This is a genomic window from Brevundimonas faecalis, from assembly GCF_040549405.1.
Classification (GTDB): domain Bacteria; phylum Pseudomonadota; class Alphaproteobacteria; order Caulobacterales; family Caulobacteraceae; genus Brevundimonas; species Brevundimonas faecalis.
In genome coordinates this window covers 511,914-533,151 of record NZ_JBEPTF010000002.1, presented here as the reverse complement: position 1 = coordinate 533,151, position 21,238 = coordinate 511,914, and the positions used below count along the sequence as shown (strand labels likewise).

At 66.8% G+C, this 21,238-nt stretch carries 23 protein-coding genes; 16 read left to right on the top strand and 7 right to left on the bottom strand.

All coding sequences use genetic code 11. The features are described from left to right. Positions 1 to 68 precede the first annotated feature (68 nt). From hemE to ABIE19_RS10555, 11 genes are all read left to right on the top strand, one after another. Positions 69 to 1,103 (top strand): uroporphyrinogen decarboxylase, encoded by a 1,035-nt coding sequence (gene hemE, locus ABIE19_RS10605; protein ID WP_354089147.1) that lies wholly within the window; start codon positions 69 to 71, stop codon positions 1,101 to 1,103. Beyond that, a complete protein-coding gene (gene hemH / locus ABIE19_RS10600; RefSeq protein ID WP_435521145.1) occupies positions 1,100 to 2,164 on the top strand; it encodes a ferrochelatase in 1,065 nt (354 codons plus the stop codon). The genes hemE and hemH overlap by 4 nt, the downstream gene beginning before the upstream one ends. A 19-nt stretch (positions 2,165 to 2,183) precedes the next feature. Further along, the gene (locus ABIE19_RS10595; protein ID WP_354089146.1) at positions 2,184 to 2,651 is read left to right on the top strand and encodes a CopD family protein; all 468 of its coding nucleotides are present in this window, start codon (positions 2,184 to 2,186) and stop codon (positions 2,649 to 2,651) included. A 276-nt stretch (positions 2,652 to 2,927) separates the two neighbouring features. Beyond that, entirely contained in the window at positions 2,928 to 4,415 is a 1,488-nt protein-coding gene (rho, locus tag ABIE19_RS10590) for a transcription termination factor Rho (RefSeq protein WP_354089145.1), read from the top strand. Between the two features lie 126 nt (positions 4,416 to 4,541). Next, positions 4,542 to 4,781 (top strand): DUF6489 family protein, encoded by a 240-nt coding sequence (locus tag ABIE19_RS10585; protein WP_354089144.1) that lies wholly within the window; start codon positions 4,542 to 4,544, stop codon positions 4,779 to 4,781. 10 nt (positions 4,782 to 4,791) lie between these two features. Next, positions 4,792 to 6,105, top strand: coding sequence for a tRNA uridine-5-carboxymethylaminomethyl(34) synthesis GTPase MnmE (gene mnmE / locus ABIE19_RS10580; RefSeq protein ID WP_354089143.1), 1,314 nt, complete (start codon positions 4,792 to 4,794; stop codon positions 6,103 to 6,105). Between the two features lie 63 nt (positions 6,106 to 6,168). Then, a complete protein-coding gene (mnmG, locus tag ABIE19_RS10575) occupies positions 6,169 to 8,082 on the top strand; it encodes a tRNA uridine-5-carboxymethylaminomethyl(34) synthesis enzyme MnmG (protein WP_354089240.1) in 1,914 nt (637 codons plus the stop codon). Beyond that, the gene (gene rsmG, locus ABIE19_RS10570; RefSeq protein WP_354089141.1) at positions 8,082 to 8,702 is read left to right on the top strand and encodes a 16S rRNA (guanine(527)-N(7))-methyltransferase RsmG; all 621 of its coding nucleotides are present in this window, start codon (positions 8,082 to 8,084) and stop codon (positions 8,700 to 8,702) included. The genes mnmG and rsmG overlap by 1 nt, the downstream gene beginning before the upstream one ends. 4 nt (positions 8,703 to 8,706) lie before the next feature. After that, a complete protein-coding gene (locus tag ABIE19_RS10565) occupies positions 8,707 to 9,513 on the top strand; it encodes a ParA family protein (RefSeq protein WP_376854422.1) in 807 nt (268 codons plus the stop codon). A 36-nt stretch (positions 9,514 to 9,549) separates the two neighbouring features. Beyond that, a complete protein-coding gene (locus ABIE19_RS10560) occupies positions 9,550 to 10,434 on the top strand; it encodes a ParB/RepB/Spo0J family partition protein (RefSeq protein ID WP_354089139.1) in 885 nt (294 codons plus the stop codon). 38 nt (positions 10,435 to 10,472) lie between these two features. After that, positions 10,473 to 10,661 (top strand): hypothetical protein, encoded by a 189-nt coding sequence (locus ABIE19_RS10555; RefSeq protein WP_354089138.1) that lies wholly within the window; start codon positions 10,473 to 10,475, stop codon positions 10,659 to 10,661. Positions 10,662 to 10,683: 22 nt separating this feature from the next. Here ABIE19_RS10555 and holA read toward each other — a convergent pair whose 3' ends face one another. The 4 genes from holA to ABIE19_RS10535 form a co-directional block, all read right to left on the bottom strand. Continuing rightward, entirely contained in the window at positions 10,684 to 11,736 is a 1,053-nt protein-coding gene (gene holA / locus ABIE19_RS10550) for a DNA polymerase III subunit delta (RefSeq protein ID WP_354089137.1), read from the bottom strand. A 25-nt stretch (positions 11,737 to 11,761) separates the two neighbouring features. Further along, positions 11,762 to 12,247, bottom strand: a complete 486-nt coding sequence (gene lptE / locus ABIE19_RS10545; protein ID WP_354089136.1) for an LPS assembly lipoprotein LptE — start codon at positions 12,245 to 12,247, stop codon at positions 11,762 to 11,764. Beyond that, positions 12,247 to 14,829 carry a leucine--tRNA ligase gene (gene leuS / locus ABIE19_RS10540; RefSeq protein WP_354089135.1) on the bottom strand — a complete coding sequence of 861 codons (2,583 nt, stop codon included), beginning with the start codon at positions 14,827 to 14,829 and terminating at the stop codon, positions 12,247 to 12,249. The genes lptE and leuS overlap by 1 nt, the downstream gene beginning before the upstream one ends. A 93-nt stretch (positions 14,830 to 14,922) precedes the next feature. Then, positions 14,923 to 15,369 (bottom strand): DUF3576 domain-containing protein, encoded by a 447-nt coding sequence (locus ABIE19_RS10535; protein ID WP_354089134.1) that lies wholly within the window; start codon positions 15,367 to 15,369, stop codon positions 14,923 to 14,925. Positions 15,370 to 15,715: 346 nt separating this feature from the next. Between ABIE19_RS10535 and ABIE19_RS10530 the strand changes: the two genes are divergently transcribed. Continuing rightward, on the top strand, positions 15,716 to 16,111 hold the full coding sequence (locus tag ABIE19_RS10530; RefSeq protein WP_354089133.1) for an NtrZ family periplasmic regulatory protein: 396 nt from the start codon (positions 15,716 to 15,718) through the stop codon (positions 16,109 to 16,111). Between the two features lie 7 nt (positions 16,112 to 16,118). Here the strand turns inward: ABIE19_RS10530 and ABIE19_RS10525 are convergent, their stop codons facing one another. Next, a complete protein-coding gene (locus ABIE19_RS10525) occupies positions 16,119 to 16,781 on the bottom strand; it encodes a thiamine phosphate synthase (RefSeq protein WP_354089132.1) in 663 nt (220 codons plus the stop codon). On the opposite strand from ABIE19_RS10525, the gene ABIE19_RS10520 reads away from it, so the two are divergent. The 4 genes from ABIE19_RS10520 to ABIE19_RS10505 all read left to right on the top strand — a co-directional run bounded on the left by ABIE19_RS10520 (position 16,780) and on the right by ABIE19_RS10505 (position 19,397). Continuing rightward, positions 16,780 to 17,478, top strand: coding sequence for a YggS family pyridoxal phosphate-dependent enzyme (locus ABIE19_RS10520; RefSeq protein ID WP_354089131.1), 699 nt, complete (start codon positions 16,780 to 16,782; stop codon positions 17,476 to 17,478). The genes ABIE19_RS10525 and ABIE19_RS10520 overlap by 2 nt on opposite strands. 71 nt (positions 17,479 to 17,549) lie before the next feature. Next, a complete protein-coding gene (locus tag ABIE19_RS10515) occupies positions 17,550 to 18,236 on the top strand; it encodes a response regulator transcription factor (RefSeq protein ID WP_354089239.1) in 687 nt (228 codons plus the stop codon). Positions 18,237 to 18,243: 7 nt separating this feature from the next. Then, positions 18,244 to 19,161, top strand: a complete 918-nt coding sequence (gene gcvA / locus ABIE19_RS10510) for a transcriptional regulator GcvA (protein WP_354089130.1) — start codon at positions 18,244 to 18,246, stop codon at positions 19,159 to 19,161. Positions 19,162 to 19,274: 113 nt separating this feature from the next. Further along, positions 19,275 to 19,397, top strand: a complete 123-nt coding sequence (locus tag ABIE19_RS10505; protein ID WP_354089129.1) for a hypothetical protein — start codon at positions 19,275 to 19,277, stop codon at positions 19,395 to 19,397. 61 nt (positions 19,398 to 19,458) lie between these two features. Here ABIE19_RS10505 and xth read toward each other — a convergent pair whose 3' ends face one another. Both xth and ABIE19_RS10495 read right to left on the bottom strand, forming a co-directional pair. Then, positions 19,459 to 20,262 carry an exodeoxyribonuclease III gene (gene xth, locus ABIE19_RS10500; RefSeq protein ID WP_354089128.1) on the bottom strand — a complete coding sequence of 268 codons (804 nt, stop codon included), beginning with the start codon at positions 20,260 to 20,262 and terminating at the stop codon, positions 19,459 to 19,461. Positions 20,263 to 20,492: 230 nt separating this feature from the next. After that, positions 20,493 to 21,128 (bottom strand): LolA family protein, encoded by a 636-nt coding sequence (locus tag ABIE19_RS10495; RefSeq protein WP_354089127.1) that lies wholly within the window; start codon positions 21,126 to 21,128, stop codon positions 20,493 to 20,495. Positions 21,129 to 21,238: the final 110 nt, after the last annotated feature.

Genomic DNA, 21,238 nt, shown 5'->3' with positions numbered 1-21,238 from the left:
ATTTTCTTTCAATTCTTAAATCTGAATAGGGATTGAGGCTTGGGGGTGTGCATCCTAAAGCCGAAGGGATGAGCACCCCTCTTCTGATCCAGGCTCTTCAGGGCCAGACTACGACCCGTCCGCCCGTGTGGTTCATGCGTCAGGCGGGGCGCTACCTGCCGGAGTACCGCGAACTGCGAGCCAAGGCGCCGGACTTCATCGCGTTCTGCATGAACCCGGAAATGGCGGCTGAGGCGACGCTTCAACCCATGCGCCGGTTCGGTTTCGACGCCGCCATCGTCTTCGCCGACATCCTGCTGATCCCGGGCGCCCTGGGACAGAAGGTCTGGTTCGAAGCCGGCGAGGGTCCGCGCCTGGGCGCCCTGCCGTCGGTGGAGTCCATGCGGGAGTTGGCTTCCGGGGCAGGGGAGGCGTTGAAGTCGGTGGGCCAGACCCTGAGCCTGGTGCGCGCCGAACTGGATCCGGCCAAGGCCCTGATCGGTTTCGCCGGGGCGCCCTGGACCGTAGCCACCTATATGCTGGACGGCGAAGCTCGCACGATCGGCAAGGGCGAGCGCGCCGCAGCCAGAACCTACGCCTATGCCGAGCCGGAGAAGGTTGCGGCTCTGCTGGAGGTTCTGGTCGAGTCTACCGCCCATTATCTGAAGATGCAGCAGGACGCCGGCGCCCAGGTGCTGAAGATCTTCGAGAGCTGGGCCGAGGGCCTCCCCGACGATCTGTTCAAAAGCCTGGTTCTGAAGCCTCACCAGGCGCTTGTGGCCCGCGCCCGGGCCCTTGGGGTCACCGTGCCGCTCATCGGCTTCCCAAGGGGCTCTGCGGCGCTTGCAGAGCGTTATGCGGCGGAGTGCGACGTTCAGGCCGTGGCGCTGGACACCGCCTGTCCTCTGGAGGTCGGCAAACGGGTTCAGGCCATCAAGCCGATCCAGGGCGCGCTCGACCCGCTTCTGTTGCGCGCTGGCGGCGATGCGCTGGACCGCCGCGTCGATCAGCTGATGGAGGCCTGGGGGCAGGGGCCGTGGATCTTCAACCTGGGTCACGGCATCCTGCCGGACGTGCCGATCGCCCATGTCGAGCAGGTCCTGCGCCGGATCGGCGCGCAATGACCATGACCGCCGAGACCAGTCGTCCGAACCGGCGTGTGGCCGTGGTGCTGACCAATCTCGGCGGGCCAGACGGACCGGACGCGGTCAAGCCCTTCCTGTTCAATCTGTTCAACGACCCGGCCATCATCGGATTGCCGGGCATCGTTCGCACGCCCCTGGCCCGGCTGATCTCCTCGCGGCGCGAGAAGTCGGCTCAGGCCAACTACGCCCTGATGGGCGGAGGATCGCCTCTGCTGCCCGAGACGCTGAAACAGGCGGCGGCTCTGTCAGACGCCCTCGCCGACGCGGCGCATGGCGACGAGACCGAGGTCTTCATCGCCATGCGCTACTGGCATCCTCTGACCGAGGACACGGCGCGCGCGGTGGCTGAGTTCCAGCCCGATCACGTGGTGCTGTTGCCCCTTTATCCGCAGTTCTCGACTACGACGACGGCGTCTTCGCTCAAGGCATGGCGCGAAGCCTACAAGGGACCGGGCGAGGTCCACGCGGTCTGCTGCTACCCCGACGCCGACGGCTTGATCGAAGCCCAGGTCCGATTGATCCGCGAGACCATGGACAAGGCTGAAGGCCGGCCAGTACGCGTGTTGTTCTCGGCGCATGGCATCCCGGAAAAACTGGTCGCGGCCGGGGATCCCTATCAGGCCCAGGTCGAGGCCACGGTCGCGGCTGTCGTCGCCCGGATGGGTTTGTCCGACTGGGCCGTCTGCTACCAGAGCCGGGTGGGGCCACTGAAATGGCTGGGGCCGTCGACGCCCGAAGCCGTTGAACAGGCTGGCCGGGACGGGGTCGGCGCCGTGGTCGTGCCGATCGCCTTCGTCTCGGAGCATATCGAGACCCTGGTCGAACTGGATCACGAATACGCCGAGCTGGCTGCTTCGGTCGGATGTGCGCCCTATCTGCGGGCACCGGCCGTGGGGGTGGAGCCTGCCTTCATCGCCGCCCTGGCGCAGGCGGTCGAGGCCGCGTTGGAAACTTCGGGCACAGCGCCGCAAGGCGCCTCCAAGGGTGGACCATGCGCCCACTTGAAAGCCTGCTCCGGCGGATGTTCAAAGGCGGCCTGATCGGCCGAGGGGGAGCGTCATGGACTATTACAATCTGGCCCGCGGATTTCACATCCTGGCGGTGATCGCCTGGATGGCTGGCATGCTCTTCCTGCCGCGCCTGTTCGCCTACGACGCCGAGCAGAACAACAAGCCCGAGCTCTTGCGCGGCGAGATGCAGGCCTTGCTGCGCACCTGGCAGACGCGCCTGCTGCGCATCATCATCAATCCGGCCATGATCCTGGCCTTCATCTTCGGCGGCTGGCTTTTGTGGCTGCGCAGCGGCGAGGGCGCTGATTGGTCCTTCGCCCACCAGCCCTGGATGGTGACCAAGTTGACCGGGGTCTTTCTCCTGGCCGCCTGGCACGGCTTCCTGGCCGGTCAGCGTAAGAAGATCGCCGCCGGGACCTCGAAATACTCGGGCCGCTTCTGGCGTATGACCAACGAGATTCCCTTCTTGCTGGCCATCATCATGGTCCTGTCCGTTACGCTTGAGTGGACTTTCTAGGGGGCGCTAACGCGTACCGCGGTCGCTTGCCGCTTGAGCGCTGGCCTTTCTGATACCACTTTGCTTGACGGCGCCCCGTCATTCGTGGTTCCGCTGACGGCGAACCGTTCGGCGTGATCCCATTGCGATCCGCAGGACGGTCCCTCTCTTCTCGCGACGCCTGCCGGTTCGATCCTGCGGGAGCCCGTCGCCTTCCCTCTGGCCGCAAGGCCGCGACATCGACAGACGAACCGCCCTCGACGCCTCATGGTGTCCGAGCGCGTGAGCGAGCACGCCATGACCGATACGCCCGAAAACAAAGACCAGAACCCAGAAGTCATTGAAACTGTTACGGAACGTCCCCGTAAAACCCTGACTCTGGGGGGCTCGCGCGCCGCCGCCGAGCGGACGCCGGAACCGGAGGTCGAGATCGAAGCGGTCGCGGAAATCGTCAACGACGACACCGGCGTCGACACCACGGCCGACGACGAGGACGAGGACGGCGAGCCGATCGTCCCCAACGGCCGCATCACCCTGCAGGAACTGAACGAGAAGACGCCGGAAGATCTGGTCGCCTTCGCCGAGGGTCTGGACATCGAGAACGCCGGCAACCTGCGCAAGCAGGACCTGCTGTTCGCCATCCTGAAGACCCTCGCCGACGAAGAGGTCGAGATCATCGCCTCGGGCGTGCTGGAGATCCTGCCGGACGGCTTTGGCTTCCTGCGCAGCCCCGACGCCAACTATCTGCCCGGCCCGGACGACGTCTATGTCTCGCCGTCGCAGATCCGCCGCTTCGGCCTGCGCTCGGGCGACACGGTGCACGGCGCCGTGCGCGGCCCGCGCGAGGGCGAGCGCTACTTCGCCCTGCTGAAGGTCGATACGATCAACTTCGAAGATCCGGAGATGGTCAAGACCAAGGTCCTGTTCGACAACCTGACGCCGCTCTACCCCGAAGAGCGCCTGCACATGGAAATCCAGGACCCGACGCTGAAGGACCGCTCGGGCCGGGTCATCGACATCGTCGCCCCGCTCGGCAAGGGCCAGCGCTGCCTGATCGTCGCCCCGCCGCGGGTGGGTAAGACGGTCATGCTGCAGAACATCGCCAAGTCGATTGAGCGCAACCATCCGGAAGTCTTCCTGATCGTCCTGCTGATCGATGAACGCCCGGAAGAAGTCACCGACATGCAGCGTACGGTGAAGGGCGAGGTCGTGGCCTCGACCTTCGACGAGCCCGCTTCGCGCCACGTCGCCGTCGCCGAAATGGTGATCGAAAAGGCCAAGCGCCTGGTCGAGCACAAGAAGGACGTGGTGATCCTGCTGGACTCCATCACCCGCCTGGGCCGCGCCTACAACGCCACCGTCCCTTCGTCGGGCAAGGTGCTGACCGGCGGCGTCGACGCCAACGCTCTGCAGCGGCCCAAGCGCTTCTTCGGCGCCGCGCGCAATGTGGAGCAGGGCGGTTCGCTGACCATCATCGCCACGGCCCTGATCGACACCGGCAGCCGGATGGACGAGGTTATCTTCGAAGAGTTCAAGGGCACCGGCAACTCGGAAATCGTGCTGGACCGCAAGGTCGCGGACAAGCGCATCTTCCCGGCCATCGACGTGCTCAAGTCTGGCACCCGCAAGGAAGACCTCATCACGCCGAAGGATCAACTGGCCAAGACCTATGTCCTGCGCCGTATCCTCAACCCGATGGGCCCGCAGGACGCGATCGAGTTCCTGCTCGACAAGCTGCGCCAGTCCAAGAACAACGGCGACTTCTTCCAGTCCATGAACACCTGATAGTGTCCCTATCGCCTCGCACGTGGTGCGAGGTTGCTTGAGGGACGTTCTCGCAAGCAGCCGCACGCCGCGCGTGCGGCGGTAGAGAGCCAGGAATGTGTTTCACGTGAAACAGGAGAGGGCGTCATGAAGCTGAACATCGAGATCGACTGCACCCCGGCCGAGGCTCGCGCCTTCCTGGGCCTCCCGGACGTGACGCCGCTCAATGACCACCTGGTCGCCGAGATGCAGAAGCGGATGGACGCCAACATGGCGGCCATGCAGCCCGATGAACTGATGAAGACCTGGACCTCCTTCGGGGTCCAGGCCCAGGACCAGTTCCGCCGCCTGATGGAAGCCGCCGTCACGGGCGCCTCCAAGCCTTGAGCCTGACGGCGTGAGCGAGACCATTTTCGCCCTCGCCACCCCGCCGGGGCGGGGGGCCATCGCGGTGCTGCGTCTCTCGGGGCCGGCCACGGAGACCGTGCTGGCGACGCTGGGGGCAGGGGAGCTGACGCCGCGTCTGGCCTCGGTGCGCGGCCTGCGCCATGAGGGCCGTCTGATCGACGAGGCCCTGGTGCTGCGCTTCGTGGCTCCGCGTTCCTATACGGGCGAGGACTCAGCGGAACTGCATTTGCATGGAGGGCGCGCCGTGGTCGAGGCGGCTAGCTCGGCCCTGATTGCTCTGGGCTTGCGCCCCGCCGAGCCGGGCGAATTCACCCGCCGTGCTTTCCAGAACGGCCGCATGGACCTGGCCCAGGCCGAGGCTGTCGCCGACCTGATCGACGCCGAGACCGAGGCTCAGAAATCTCAAGCCTTGGGTCAACTCGACGGCGCCCTGTCGGCGGCCTACGCCGGGTTCCGTCGCGATCTGCTGAAGGCCTTGTCTCTGGTCGAGGCCGAAATCGACTTTCCGGACGAGGAAGTGCCAGACAATCTGGCCCGCACAGCCGGGCCGGTTCTGGATAGCTTAGCCGCTGACCTGCGCGCGGCCCTGGCTGATTCCGATCGTGGGCGGCGCGTGCGCGAGGGCTATCGCATCGTCCTGATCGGCGAGACCAATGCAGGCAAGTCGTCGCTGTTCAACGCCTTGGTCGCCCGCGAAGCGGCCATCGTCACCCCCATCGCCGGGACGACGCGCGACGTTCTGGACGCCGACATCATGATCGGCGGTTACGCCGTCACTCTGTCGGATACGGCGGGTCTGCGCGAGAGCGACGACCCGGTCGAGGCTGAGGGCATCCGCCGCGCCCGCCTGCGGGCCGAGGGGGCCGATCTGCGGCTATGGGTCCGTTCGCCTTCGACTGACAGCGTCGAGGATCCGGCCTCCGCCTTCATCCGCACTTCTGATCTTCAGGTGCTGAACAAGGCCGACCTGGGCGTAGTGACAGAGGCGCCGGATCTCGAAGCCCTGAGCGTCAGCACGACCACAGGGCAGGGTCTGACCGAACTGCATGACTGGATTGCGGCTCGGCTCGCGCGCGACCTGTCCGGCGCGGACTTCCCTGCGGTGACGCGTGAGCGCCATCGCCGCCGTCTGGCCGAGGCCCTAGCGGCTGTTGAAGACGGGCGCCGTGCCCTCGATCTGGCGCCGGAGATGGCGGGCGACGATCTGCGTCGCGCTGCCGACGCCCTGGCTCGGGTCACCGGCGCCATCGGGGTGGAGGACATCCTGGGCGAAGTCTTTTCCTCCTTCTGCATCGGCAAATAGGCCCGGCTTTCGCCTGTTTCACGTGAAACAACGGCCTCGGCGCCGGTGGTGATTTCGGCCCGGATGGACTATGTGGACGCCATGAGTTCGACCCCCGATCATACCTTCGACGTCGTCGTCATCGGCGGCGGCCACGCCGGTTGCGAGGCCGCAACGGCGGCTGCGCGCGCCGGTGCTCGCACCCTGCTGCTGACCCAGAAGCTCGAGACCATCGGCGAGATGAGCTGCAACCCGGCCATCGGTGGTCTGGGCAAGGGTCATCTGGTGCGCGAGATCGACGCCCTGGACGGCGTGATGGGCCGCCTGGCCGACGTGTCGGGCATCCAGTTCCGCCTGCTGAACCGCTCCAAGGGCGCCGCCGTCCGGGGGCCTCGCAGCCAGATCGACCGCCGCCTGTACCGCGAGGCCATGCAGGCCAAGCTGGCCGACTATCCGAATCTTAGCCTGATGGCGGGCACGGCCGAAGGCCTGATCCTGAACGGCGACCGCGTCGTCGGCGTGACGACCGGGGCAGGGGAGACGATCCGCGCCGGCGCCGTGGTGCTGACGACCGGCACCTTCCTCAATGGCGTCATTCATCGTGGCGATCTGCGCATTCCGGCGGGTCGCTACGGCGAAGATCCGTCGACTGGTCTGGCCGGTGATCTGCACGCGGCCGATCTGATGATAGGGCGGCTGAAGACCGGCACGCCCGCGCGTCTGGACGGCCGCACCATCGCCTGGGATCGATTGGAGATGCAGGCGGCGGACGATCAGCCCGTGCCTTTCAGCTTCCTGACCGACAGGATCGAAGTCCCGCAGATCGCCTGCGGCGTCACCCATACGACCGAAGAAACCCACCGCATCATCGCTGACAACCTCGGCGAGAGCGCCGTCTATGGCGGCAGGTTGTCGGGTCGGGGGCCGCGTTATTGCCCCTCGATCGAGGACAAGGTGGTTCGCTTCGCCGACAAGACCAGTCACCAGGTCTTCTTGGAACCGGAGGGGCTGGACGACCCCACCGTCTATCCGAACGGCATCTCGACCTCGGTGTCGGATGCGACCCAGCTTGCCTTTCTCCATACCATGCCCGGACTGGAGCAGGTCGAAGTCTTCCGCTTCGGTTACGCCATCGAATACGACTATGTGGATCCGCGCGAACTGACCCCGGCGTTGGAGGTCAAGAAGCGGCCCGGCCTCTATCTGGCCGGTCAGATCAACGGCACGACCGGCTACGAGGAGGCAGGCGCTCAGGGCCTGATCGCCGGCCTCAATGCGGCCCGTGCCGCCGCCGGCTCCGACCCCCTGATCCTCGGCCGGGACCAGGCCTATATCGGCGTGATGATCGACGACCTGGTGACACGCGGCGTCACTGAGCCCTATCGCATGTTCACCAGCCGAGCCGAGTATCGTCTGACCCTGCGGGCCGACAACGCCGATCAACGGCTGACGCCGATCGGCCTTGCCGCGGGGATCGTGGGGGCTGATCGCGAGAAGGTATGGCTGGAGAAAGCCGACCAGTTGGACCGGGCGAACCATGTTTCACGTGAAACACAGTTCACGCCCAAGGAGGCGGGCGCCCTCGGCATTACGGTCAACGCCGACGGCCAGCGCCGCTCGATCCGGGATCTTCTGTCCTTCCCCAATGTGACCCTGGATCAGTTCATCGTCGTTCGACCAGAGATCGCCGACTGGTCGCCGTCCGTGCGGGAGCAGGTCGAGATCGACGCTGTCTACGCCGGCTATCTGGATCGCCAGGTCCAGGACGCCGAGGCGCTGCGTCGGGAGGAGGGACTGGCTCTGCCTGCTGACCTCGACTACGCCGCCATCGGCGCCCTGTCGAACGAGGTGCGTGAGAAGCTGGCGATGATCCGGCCCCTGACCCTGGGCCAGGCAGGGCGCATCGAGGGCATGACCCCGGGCGCGCTGACAGCCTTGCTAGCTCATGTGAAGAAGGCGAAGGGCGTGGCGGCCGATCTGGCGGCGGTCGTCGCCTGATGTCAGTCGCCATCGAGACCTTCCGCGTCCAGACGGGCGCGAGCGACGCCAACATCGCCGACCTGACGACCTTCCTCGCCATGCTGACCGAAGCGAACGAGGTGATGAATCTGGTTGGACCGGACACCATCCCGGACTTCTGGAACCGTCATGCCTGGGATAGCGCCCAGCTGCTGAGCTTGGCCCCCGAGGCCAGGACCTGGGCCGACCTGGGCGCAGGCGCGGGGTTCCCCGGCGTGGTCCTGGCGATCCTGTTGAAGGGACGACCGGGCGCCCATGTCTGGTTGATCGACAGCCTGGGCAAACGGTGCCGCTTCTTGCAGACCATCGTCGACGCCCTCGATCTGCCGGCCACGGTCATCAATGGCCGGGCCGAGGAGCAGAGGGTGGAGGTCGAGATCGTCACCGCACGCGCCGTGGCGGCGATGGAAAAACTCCTGGGTTATGCACAACCCTACTTCCAACGCGGTGCACAAGGTCTGTTTCTGAAGGGGGAGAAGGCCGAAGCTGAGTTGAAAGAGGCGACCAAGCTCTGGCATTTTGATAGCGACCTCTCCGTCTCGCGCAGCGACCCGCGCGGCCGCATTGTTTCTGTTCGGAGCCTTCGCCGTGTCCGCTGATCACGTGAAACAGACCCGAGTCCTGGCGGTCTCGAACCAGAAGGGCGGGGTGGGCAAGACCACGACCGCCATCAATCTGGGCACGGCTCTGGCCGCCATCGGCGAAAAGGTCCTGATCGTCGACATGGACCCGCAGGGCAATGCCTCGACGGGCCTGGGTGTTCCACGTGAAACACGTCGGGCGACCATCTATGACGTCATCGTGGATGGCCGACCTGTCGATCTATCGGCGGTGGAGACGGCGGTGCCCGGCCTCTTCATCGTGCCTGCCGATCCTGACATGTCGGGCGTGGAGATCGAGCTGAGCCAGGCGGATCGCCGATCCTATCGCCTGCGTGACGCCCTGGCCGCCCAGGGCGGCGACGGCCATACGCGGTATGACTATGTCCTGATCGACTGCCCGCCGTCGCTGAACCTGCTGACGTTGAACGCCATGGCCGCCGCCGATGCTGTCCTGGTGCCGCTACAGTGCGAGTTCTTCGCACTGGAAGGCTTGACCCAGCTGATGCGGACCATCGACATGGTCAAGCAGAGCCTCAATCCGGCGCTGGAAATTCAAGGCCTGGTGCTGACCATGTACGATCGTCGCAACGCCCTGTCGGGGCAGGTGGCGGCCGATGTTCGCGCCCACTTCGGCGACAAGGTCTATGACAGCGTCATTCCTCGGAACGTCCGCGTGTCCGAGGCGCCGTCCTATGGCAAGCCTGTGCTGATCTATGATCTCAAATGCACGGGCAGCCAAGCTTACCTGAAATTGGCGCGTGAAGTCGTCGCGCGCGAACGCCAACGTCGCCAGGCCCTCGCAGCCTGACGAGCACTTCCCAGTTAGTAGAACGGAATCAGCATCTTGTCCGAACGTCAGCGTGGTCTGGGTCGGGGTCTTTCGGCCCTTCTGGGAGAGAATGTCGCTGAGAGCGCCCCGGTGGACGGCGGTCCTCAGCCGACAGGCGTGCGCTCGGTCCCGATCGAAAGCCTGAAGCCCAATCCCGACCAGCCGCGGAAGCAGTTCAGCGCCGAGAATCTGGAAGAACTGACAGCTTCCATCCGCGACAAGGGCGTGTTGCAGCCCATCCTGGTCCGCGCCCAGCCGGGCGAGGAGGGGCTGTGGCAGATCATCGCCGGCGAACGTCGCTGGCGCGCCGCCCAGGCGGCCCGCCTGAAGACCGTGCCGATCATCGAGCGTCCCATGGACGACGTCGAGGTGATGGAGGTCGCCATCATCGAGAACGTCCAGCGTGCGGACTTGAACCCGGTCGAAGAGGCCATGGCCTATGGCTCGCTGATCTCGCGCTTCGGTCGGACCCAGGACGCCCTGGCCGGCATCGTGGGCAAGAGCCGCAGCCACGTGGCCAACACCCTGCGTCTGTTGCAACTGCCCGACCGGGTGCTGGAGCATGTGATGGAGAACCGGCTGTCAGCCGGTCACGCCCGGGCCCTGATCACGGCGCCGGATCCGGAGGGTCTGGCGGAACAGGTCCTTTCCAAGGGTCTGAACGTGCGCCAGACGGAGGCCCTGGCGCGTCGCGCGGCCGATGGACCGAAGCCGTCGAAGGCCAAGCCGGTTCTGAGCGGGGAGGGCGCCGCCGATATCGCCGCCCTGGAGCAGGATCTGTCTGACGCCCTGGGACTGAAGGTCCTGCTGAGCGACAAGGGCGGAAAGGGCGAACTGACCATCAAATACGGCGCCCTGGAACAGCTCGACGATCTTTGCCGTCGCCTGATGCGCGGCTGACGGGCCTTTTCAGCGCGGCCGTGCTATAGGGTGCGGCCATGACTGAACAGATTGACAAGACCAGCGCCGTCGAAGCCCTGAAACGCGCTCTGGCCGCCAAGAAGGCGGGGACGCAGTCGGGACCGGCGGGCGCCAAGGGCGGCGCGCGCGGCGCGGAAAAGGTCATGCAGCGCCAGGCGATGGCGATGAACAAGCCTGCCTTCCGCAAGGCGTCCAAGCGCGGCTAGCGATAAGGGGTCGTCTTCTGGCTTAAAGTCCAATCCGTCGGGCGCGAGCGGCGATCTCCAGCAGCAGACGTTCGGCGATCAGGGCTTCGGGCATGCCCGTCGTCTTGGTCATGACGTCCGCCGTGTTGACGCTGTCCTGAACCTCATCCAGGGACTCGAGCCGCCAGGAGCGGGCCTGCCGCAGCATTTCAGCCTCCTGTTTCCAGAAGACGCCTGCGGCCTTGGCCGCCTCCTTGGAACCTGCTCCGGCGCCTTGGAGGACGTTGATCCGACGCAGCTTGCCAAGGTGGATGGAGACCATCCGCACGGCCATGACGGCGCTTTCACCCTCCGCCAGGGCGCGACGCAGCCCGGATTGCGCGGGTCCCGGCCGTCCGCCGAAAGCCTGAAGCGCGGCGTCGGACAGGGAGGCGTCAGGCTCCACCCCCAGATGCTCTTCCAGCTCGGGCGCGTCGATCGTACGGCCGGAGCCGGGGCCGATATAGAGGATCAGCCGCTCGATCTCCTGCCGCATCAGACCGCGTTCGCGGGGCAGGCGAGCGACGAAACGCTCCAGGGCGTCGGCGGTCAGGCCCACCTTGTCGGCGCCCAGGGCTTCGCGTGTCATGCGGGCGACGTCGCCGACCTCGTCCTCATAGCAGGCGATGCCGACGGCGCCGGCGGCCTTCTCTGCGGCCTTTCGTAGGGCGGATTCGCGGCCCAGGGCCCCGGCTTCGACCACCAGCATGGCGTCGGGATTGTATCCGCCCTCAGCGTGGACGGTCAGGGCTGCGGCGATGGCCTTGTCCACGCCCACCTTGCCGTCGGACAGGCGAATGCGCACCAGGCGACGCCCGCCGATCATGCTGAGCGCCGTCAGAGCCTCCTCCAGCTTGATCGCGTCGCCGTCGATGTCGGTCTCGGTCAGGAAGGTGACGTTGAACGGGTCGTTCAGGTCGGGGGTGATCGCCTTGCATAGGGTCAGGGCGCGTTCGGCGACGCCCGAGCGATCCTTGCCGTGGATGACGGCGGCGCGGACGCCGGCGTCTGGCGCCTTCAGAAAGCGATCGACCTCGGGCCGTTTGGCCAGGATCACGCGGACATCCCTTTCAGAACAGGCTTCACCGGCCCGCCAGGGCGCGCATCATGTCCAGGCGGATCAGGCGCGCCAGATCAGCAGCGGCGCGATTCTCGCCGTCCTGCTGGGCGGCGATGGCGGCATAGGGCTGATCGGCGGCGGCGTAGGTGGTGACGGTCGTCTGCTCGCCCTTGAACGGCTCCCCGCCGGCGGTCGGCGTCAGGGTCCAGGCGGCGTGAACGGTCAGCTCGTAGCGGCTGGCGGTGTCGTCGATCCGACGGCCCAGGGGGCGACGCGACTGCTGTACCTCTGTCGTCAGGCGATAGAGGGGCGCGGCCGAGCCGTTCCAGCCGAAGGCGTCCTCAAGCTGTTCGCGCAGGCGATAACCCAGGCGATTGTCGGGCGCCGAGACGGCGATGCGCGACAGGTTCGAGCCTATCCCCGTCTCGCCGTACATGGGCGTGAACCCACAGGCCGAGGTCAGCAGGGCGCCGCAGACAACCGACAGGGACAGAACCCGACCACGCATCAGCCGGCCACCAGATTGACGATACGATCAGGCACCACGATCACCTTGCGCACGCTGAGATTGTTGGCGGCAAGGTAGGCCTGAACCGTCGAATTGGCGAGGGCCGCGGCCTCGACCACGGCGTTGTCCGACCCTCGCGGCAGGACGACCTCGCCCCGGCGCTTGCCGCCGATCTGGACGGGCAGGGTCACCTGATCATCGGCGGCCAGGGCCGGATCATAGACGGGCCAGGGCGCGTCCAGGACCATGCCGTCCTGACCCAGGCGGCTCCAGCCCTCCTCCGCCAGGTGGGGGGTAAAGGGGGCGATCAGGCGGGCCAGGGCCGACAGAGCGGTCATGCGGGCTTCGGCGCCCGCCTTGTCATGCTGCTTGATGGTGGCCAGGAAGGCGTAGAGCTTGGCGATGGCGGAGTTGAAGCGGAAACCTTCGACGCCTTCCGACACGGCCTTGATGGCCTTGTGGGTTTCGCGCACCAGGCTGGCGTCCGCGTCCGGATCGGCCGGAGCGGAGGCGTCATAGCCGTCGAACTCGGTCCAGACGCGCTGGACGAAGCGACTGGCGCCTTCCACGCCGCCGGTCGACCATTGCACGTCGCGCTCGGGCGGGCTGTCCGACAGGACGAACAGGCGGCCGGCGTCCACGCCGTAGGTCGCGATGATGTCCTGAGGAGCGACGACGTTCTTCTTCGACTTGGACATCTTCTCGATGTCCCCGATCGTCAGATCCGCGCCGTTGGACAGACGCGTGGCGACCCGGCGGCCGTCCACCGTCTCGATGCGCACGTCCGAGGGTTCGACCCAGTGCGGCTTTCCGCTGGCTTCATGGCCTTCGTAATAGGTCTCGTGGACCACCATGCCCTGGGTGAACAGGCCGGCGAAGGGCTCCTTCACGTTCATCAGGCCGGCGTCCGACAGGGCGCGGGTGATGAAGCGGGCGTAGAGCAGGTGCAGGACCGCGTGCTCGATGCCGCCGATATACTGATCGACCGGCAGCCACTTGGCGGCGGCGGCCTTGTTGATCGGTTCCTCCGCCTTCGAGTCGGCGAAGCGGGCGAAGTACCAGGAACTGTCGACGAAGGTGTCCAGGGTGTCGGTCTCGCGACGGGCTTCGCCGCCGCACGACGGGCATTTGACGTGTTTCCACGTCGGGTGGCGGTCCAGCGGATTGCCCGGAACGTCGAAGGTCACGTCCTGGGGCAGTTCGACCGGCAGTTGATCGGCCGGAACTTCCACGGGACCACAGGCCTCGCAGTGGATGATGGGGATGGGGCAGCCCCAGTAGCGCTGGCGGCTGACGCCCCAGTCGCGCAGGCGATAGATGGTCTTGGCCTCGCCGGTCGCTGCCGCCTCGATGCGGGCGATCGCCTCGGCCTTGGCCGTCTCGATGTCGAGGCCGTCCAGGAAGTCGGAATGGAAGATGGAGCCGGGGCCGGTATAGGCCTCATCAGCTACGGCGAAGTCGTCGCCGGCGCCTTCGGGCCGGACCACGGGGATCACCGGCAGGCCGTATTTGCGGGCGAAATCCAGGTCGCGCTGGTCATGGGCCGGGCAGGCGAAGATGGCGCCCGTGCCGTATTCCGACAGGATGAAGTTGGCGATCCAGACCGGGATCTCGGCGCCGGTAAAGGGATGGACGACCTTCAGGCCCGTGTCCCAGCCGATCTTTTCGGCCTGTTCGATCTCGGCCTGGCTGGCGCCGCCCTTGCGGCACTCGGCGACGAAGTCGGCGACGCGCGGGTCGGCCTCGGCCAGTTGCTTCGAGATCGGGTGATCGGGGGCCAGGCCGACGAAGCTGGCGCCGAACAGGGTGTCGGGACGGGTGGTGTAGACCTCCACCGCCTCATGACCGGCCGGGGCCGCGCCGGGCGCGAAGGCCCATTTCATCTGCAGGCCCCTGGACCGGCCGATCCAGTTTTCCTGCATCAGGCGGACCTTGTCGGGCCAGCGGCCTTCCAGTTCGGCCAGGCCGTCGATCAGATCGTCCGCATACTGGGTAATGCGCAGGAACCACTGGTTCAGCTTGCGCTTCTCGACCAGGGCGCCCGAGCGCCAGCCGCGTCCGTCGATGACCTGTTCATTGGCCAGGACCGTGTTGTCGACCGGGTCCCAGTTGACCACCCCGTCCTTGCGATAGACCAGGCCGCGCCGATACAGCTCCAGGAACCAGGCCTGTTGCTTGCCGTAATAGGCGGGATCGCAGGTGGCGAACTCGCGCGACCAGTCCAGCGACAGACCCAGCAGTTTCAGCTGTTCGCGCATGTTGGCGATGTTGGACCAGGTCCAGTCGCCGGGGTGGACGCCGCGTTCCATGGCGGCGTTCTCGGCCGGCATGCCGAAGGCGTCCCAGCCCATGGGGTGCAGAACGTCGAAGCCCTGCGCACGCTTGTGACGCGCCACCACGTCGCCCATCACATAGTTGCGAGCGTGACCCATGTGGATGTTCCCGGACGGATAGGGGAACATCTCCAGCACATAGTATTTCGGCCGACCGGTGTCGGCGTTGGACACCGAAAAGGCGTCTGCTTCGGCCCAGCGCGCCTGTTGGCGGGGTTCGGCGGTCTTGGGCTCGTAGCGAGTGGTCACGGCGTATCCTGGGGCGACGCCGCCTCAGGCGCGAAGCTTGAGGCGGGCCTGAGGACAGCGTGAAGGGTCAAGGTAAGGTAGAGGACGGCTCTCTTAGCGAGCCGCGTTGGCGAGGTTGAGCTGGCGCGCCTTGGTCAGGATGGCGTTTTCCAGGTCGGTTTCCGTCTGGGCGGCCACGGGCGCGGCGGTCCAGGCGCCGGCGGCGTCCTTGACTTCCTTCGTCACCGAGACGTTCAGGGCGTCCGCGCGCAGGCGGCGGTCCAGGATGAAGACGGTGGCCTTGAAGCGCTCATTGGGCGCCTGGGGATTCACGTACCAGTCGTAGTTGACCACGCCGCCCCAGGGGTCGGCGCTGGCCAGGGGCATGAAGGCCAGGGTGTCCAGCGTGGCGCGCCACAGATAGGCGTTCACGCCGATGCCCAGTTGGGCGTCCGCCTTGGGCGTCTTCGCCTTGGCGCCGACGAAGGGCAGGCTGGAGCAGCCGCCGAGCATCAGTCCCGACGCAATCAGGGCGACAGCAGCGCCGCGAACAAGGGCCATTCCGAGATCTCCGTAGAAGGTTCGAGGTCGAAACGTGGAACGAGCCTCGGGCGCACGCGCCTGATGACCCGCGCACGTCTGCGCCGCAGCTATGCTCTATAACACGGCGAAAAGGGGCCATGACAAGGCGAAGCCGCCACAGTCGCGACGGAAGTCGTCGAATTGGCGTGACGTCAGCGCCACAGGAGTCGCCAGAGTCGTCGGAATCGGATGCGAAAGGGCCTGTGGATGATTAGCTTCCGTTGACCGGACCGGGCGGCGGTGTCTAATCGCACAGTTCGCGCGCTTCGGCTCGAGGACCATGAACAGGGATCGGCCGACTAAGGCCGGTTCGAAGGGTTGGAAGATGCGTTTCGTTGCGCTCACTGCTGCGATTGTCGGCGCCCTGGCCTTGGCCGGGACGGCCGGCGAGGCCGTGGCCCAGTCGCGCCGCGCGCCCGCCGTCTCCCTGACCGAAGCCCAGGCCTCGACCTCCAATCTTCAGCCTGCGCCGCAACGTCGCGGCCTGCGCTGGAACGAGAGCGGCCGCTGGGGCCTGAACTTCAACCTGAATCAGCCCGTCGGCCGCGAAACCGACTGGGGCGACGTCGAGGCCGGCGCCTATTACCGCCTCAGCCCGCGTCTGCGCGTCGGCGCCGCCGCCAACCTGGCCTCGCCCGAGGCTGACCCGGCCCGCGCCGCCGAGAGCAGCGATCGCCGCGCCCAACCGCGCGTCCGCCTGGAAACCATCTTCAAATTCTGATCGGCCTTCAGCCGAAGGCTGTCTGGATCGCCTCGACGCCGGCCAGGCCGCATGCGCCTGATCCTATGAGCCTGGGCGCGTTCGCCGCCGTGAGGCCGCCCAGAGCGTAGACTGGACATGCGGCCTGGGCTGCGAGGTCCGGAAAAGCTTCGACGCCCAGAGCGGGCTTGGCAGCCGAGGCGCCGCCCGCAGGAAAGACCGGCGACAGAACGAGGGCGTGCAGGTCGCGCGCGGCCCGAATCGTTCGCGCTGAATGGGCCGCGCCCGTCAGCAGCCAGTCGGGCCGCCGCCCAGACAGGGCGTAGGCGGCGCTCAACGCGCGTTCGGGCAGGTGAACGCCGTCCGCGTCGACCCGTTCGGCCAGGTCGGCGTCCAGGCCGATCAGCAGCCGCACACCTGAAACCAGGCTGGCCTCGCGCAGCCGCCGGCCTGTCTCAAGCCGGTCGGGCGCGCCGAAATGGCGATAGACGACCCCGGCGCCGGCGGGCAGGCGCGCCGCGATCTCCCACGGGCGAGGCGTGCGCAGAGGGTCGGTGAAGAAGAGCAGGGGAGGCAAGGCGGCGCCGTTCGGGCTGACAGCGGCCGCGCCAAGGGCTAGAGCTTGGGCCGTCTCCCACAGGACGCGTCTCTCTTCGGACTGCACTTCGGATGGGGCGCCAGACAGGGTCATGACCGCCAGTACTCCCGCTTCTCCGTTCCCGTCCATCGCCGACCGTTTCGCCGCGGTCCGCGGGCATGTGGTCCAGGCCGCCGTCGAGGCGGGGCGCGACCCCGCCTCCATCGTTCTGACGGCCGTCAGCAAGACCCAGGGCGAGGCGGCGCTTCAGGCCGCGCTTGACGCGGGCCAACGCGTCTTCGGCGAAAATCGGGTGCAGGAGGCCTACGCCCATTGGGTCGACCGTCGCGCGGCCTTTCCTGATCTGGAATTGCGGCTGATCGGCCCGCTGCAGACCAACAAGGCGACGGAGGCTGTCGCTCTCTTTGACGTCATCGAGACCCTGGATCGCGAGAAGCTGGCCGCCGCCCTTGCGGCCGCGATGAAGAAGACCGGTCGTCGCCCGCAGGTCCTGATCCAGGTCAACACCGGCGCCGAACCCCAGAAGGCCGGCGTCCTGCCCGATCAGGCGGACGGCCTGATCGCCTCGGCGCGCGACGCCTACGGCCTGACGGTCGAGGGGCTGATGTGCATTCCGCCCGCCGATGCGCCGCCGGAGCCTCATTTCGCCCTCCTGGCCGAGATCGCGGCGCGCAACGGCCTTCGGGTCCTGTCCATGGGCATGAGCGGAGATTATCAGGCGGCGATCCGCCTCGGCGCCACCCATGTGCGGGTCGGTTCGGCCCTGTTCGGGGAACGAAGGACGCCGTAGAGGCCTCTTAAGAACGATGAAATCACGGGACGCCCTTGGCGAACCCGCAAAGCCTCGCCATTCTCATAGCCATGCCGACGCCCAAGACCATCCTGATCATCGACGACGACGACGACCTGCGCGAGGCCTTGGCCGAGCAATTGGCGCTCCATGAGGAGTTTCGTCCCGTCCAGGCCTCGACCGCGACCGACGGGGTGCGTCAGGCGCGCGAGGTGCGCGCCGACCTGATCCTGCTGGACGTCGATTTGCCGGACATGGACGGGCGCGAGGCCTGTCGCCTCATCCGCAAGGCGGGGGTCTCGACCCCGGTCATCATGCTGACGGCCCAGTCGTCGGACGCCGACGCCATCCTGGGCCTGGATTCTGGCGCCAACGACTACGTCACCAAGCCCTTCCGCTTCGCGGTCCTGCTGGCCCGCATCCGCGCCCATCTGCGCAGCCACGAACAGTCCGAGGACGCCGTCTTCCAGATCGGCCCCTACGAGTTCCGTCCGGCCTCCAAGATGATGGTGGACGACAAGGGCAAGAAGGTCCGGCTGACGGAGAAGGAAACCAACATCCTGAAATACCTCTATCGCGCCGGGGCAAAGCCCGTGTCGCGGGAGGAGCTGCTGACCGAGGTCTGGGGCTACAACGCCGGGGTCACGACCCACACGCTTGAAACCCACATCTATCGCCTGCGTCAGAAAATCGAGCCCGAGCCCGGGCAGGCGCGCCTGCTGCTGACGGACGCAGGCGGCTACCGCCTCCAGCCTTGACGCAGGCATGAGCGAACGTCGCCCGACCCCGCCTTTGGTGGCGCTGCGGGCGTTCGACGCCGCCGCCCGCCTGGGCAGCTTTCGCGAGGCGGCCGAGGAACTGGGCGTTACGCCCGGCGCCGTCAGCCGCCATATCAAGGCGTTGGAGATGCGGCTGGGTCTGCGTCTGTTCGATCGCTTCAACCGTTCCGTGGTCCTGACGGCCGACGGCCGACGTCTGGCCCAGGGCGTCGCCGACGCCTTCGAGCGGCTGGAGGCGGCGCTGGACGCCGTCCGGCCCGGCCGGTCGCGCCAGTTGCGGATTTCGGCCCTGCCGTCCCTGGCGGGCAAGTGGCTGTCGCCGCGCCTGCACCGTTTCAGCGAGGAAAACCCCGACCTGGACCTGATCGTCTTCGCCGAGGACCGCTTGGCCGACCTGTCGAACGGCGAGGCGGACGTGGCCCTGCGCTACGGCGAAGGCCCTTATCCGGGTCAGGCGGCGCGCCGATTGATGAGCGAGCGCCTGATCCCGGTCTGCGCGCCTTCCTTCCTGACCGGGCGCAGGCTGAACCGGCCCGCCGATCTGCTGGACGCCGTGCTGATCCATGAAACCTGGCACGACATGCCCTATGCGGATCGCATGGGCTGGAAGGCCTGGTTCGAGAGCGCGGGGGTGGACGACCCTCGCCTGCGCCAGCTGCGCGGCCCTCACTTCAGCCATAGTCACCTGGCGCTGGAGGCGGCGCTTTCGGGACGCGGCGTGGCCCTGACTTCCGCCCCCCTGGCCGCCGACGACCTGAGGGAAGGCCGGCTGATCCAGCCGGTCGATCACGCCCTGACCAACAACCTAGCCTATTGGGCGGTGGTCCTGCCCGAACGGGCGGACGAACCGAAGCTGAGACGTTTCCTGAGCTGGATCGAGGCCGAGGCGCACAGGGAGGCGTGATCTAGATCGAGTGATCTAAGCTCACGCGACCTAGCCTAACCGTGGTTTGTCCACAGGGCGCGACGGCGCCATCTTCAGCCTGTTCGGATCTCCCCGCCGAAGAGGATAAAGCCATGAAACTCGTGCATCCCCGCGCCAACGCCTTCAACTTCGAAGCCGTGGTCGTTTTCACCGGCAGCGTCACCCTGATCCTGCTGGGCGTTCTGGCCGGCGCCAAGCTGTTCGGCGCCGCCTGACGCGTAGGGCAGGCGACCGTCCCTCCCCCTCCCGGTCGCCTGCCGCCTCGCTCAACTGATCCTAGACGTCCAGGTCCATGACCACGGGCGCATGGTCGCTGGGCCGTTCCCATTCGCGCACCGTATCCAGGATGCGCGCGCTTCCCCTGACCACGGCGGGCGTCAGGCCCGGCGAGGTCCACAGATGGTCCAGTCGCAGGCCCCGGTTCGACACCCGGAAGTCCTTGGCGCGATAGCTCCACCAGCTCGCCAGCTTGACCGGGTCCGGGATCTGGTCGCGCACCACGTCGGCGAAACCGCCGGCGTCCTGTAGACGGCGCAGGGTCTCGATCTCGCCCGGCGTATGGCTGACCACCTTCAGCATGAACTTGTGATTGAAGACGTCGTTGTCGCCGGGCGCGATGTTGAAGTCGCCGGCCAGGACCAGCGGGCGCTGACGGTCGCGGGTCTTCATCTCGGCGGTCAGCCGTTCATAGAAGTCCATCTTGTGATCGAACTTCGGGTTCAACTGGCGGTCGGGAATGTCGCCGCCGGCGGGGATGTAGAAGTTCTGGATCTCCACGCCGTTGACGAGACCCGAGACGCAGCGGCCGTGGCCCTCGCGGCAGACATCGAGGGTCGCGCCTTCGCCGTCGAGGATGGGCAACCTGCTGGCGATGGCCACGCCGTGCCAGCCCTTCTGGCCGCGGATCTTCAGATAGGGCAGGCCCATCGCCTCAAAGGCTTCCCGAGGGAACTGGTCCTCGGTGCACTTGATCTCCTGCAGGCACAGGACGTCGGGTGCGTACTCGGCGACGAAGCGGGCGATCTGGTCGACGCGCAGGCGGACCGAGTTGATGTTCCAGGTGACGATGCGAAGGGTCATGGCCTGGCCTTAGCATGCTCAGGAGACGAAAAAAGCGCCCGGAACGGGTCCGGGCGCTGATCAGGTGTCTCTCTCGCCGCCGGGAGGGGATATTCCATGGCGGACAGAGCGGCCGCCGCCGCTCCTGTGCCTAAAGTGTCACGGCGAAGAAAAAACGTCAAATCACGAGATTGCGTCAGCGATTCGTGTTCTTTGTGACGCAGTCGCTGAAGGCTTGAATCGATCTTGTCCTAGTTCCGGCCCGGACGGCGCGTGGGGTCGCGAAGCTGGAACAGGCTGGCCGCCAGACCGGATGCGGGTTGAAGCGACGTCAGTTGCACGCGCGTGCGCGACCCTTGCGCGTCGGTGATGGTCCATTCCTGCAGGCGCAGAGGCGAGCCGGCGAAGGCCAGGATGACCGAGCCTTCGTTCGGACGACGCGAATCACGGGCGGTGATGGCGAAGGCGCCGGAGTCCATGCGGGTCACGCGGTCGATGCGGACGCCCTGGTCCAGACGGACTTCGCGAGCCAGGAAGGTGGACAGGGGCGTCTGACCCAGGGGCGCCTGGCGGAAGACGTTCAGGCGCGGATCATAGCGTTTGACGTTGCTGCCGTCGGCCACGACCAGAAGCCCGGCGGGCTCCGTATATTCGAAACGCATCTTGCCCGGGCGCTGCAGCCAGAAACGGCCCGTGCGGCGCTGGCCGCCCGGACCCGTCTCGACGAAGTCGCCCTGGGCGGAGGTCAGTGCGGTCAGATAGGTCTGGGCCTGACGCAGCACGGCCTGATCCTCGGCCGAGAGACTGGACTGGGCCAGGACGGGCGCAGCGGCGAGAGCCAGGACGGCGGCGGAGCCGAGGCCGAAGGCGCGGCGTGAAACGGTCATGTCTTTTCTTCTCCCGTTCTGAACGGTTTTCGACCCCGCCAGACTGGGGATCGGACTTGTCGAGCTGATGACGCCAGCCTGACCATATTCCGGCGCTCCGATGAAGCGCT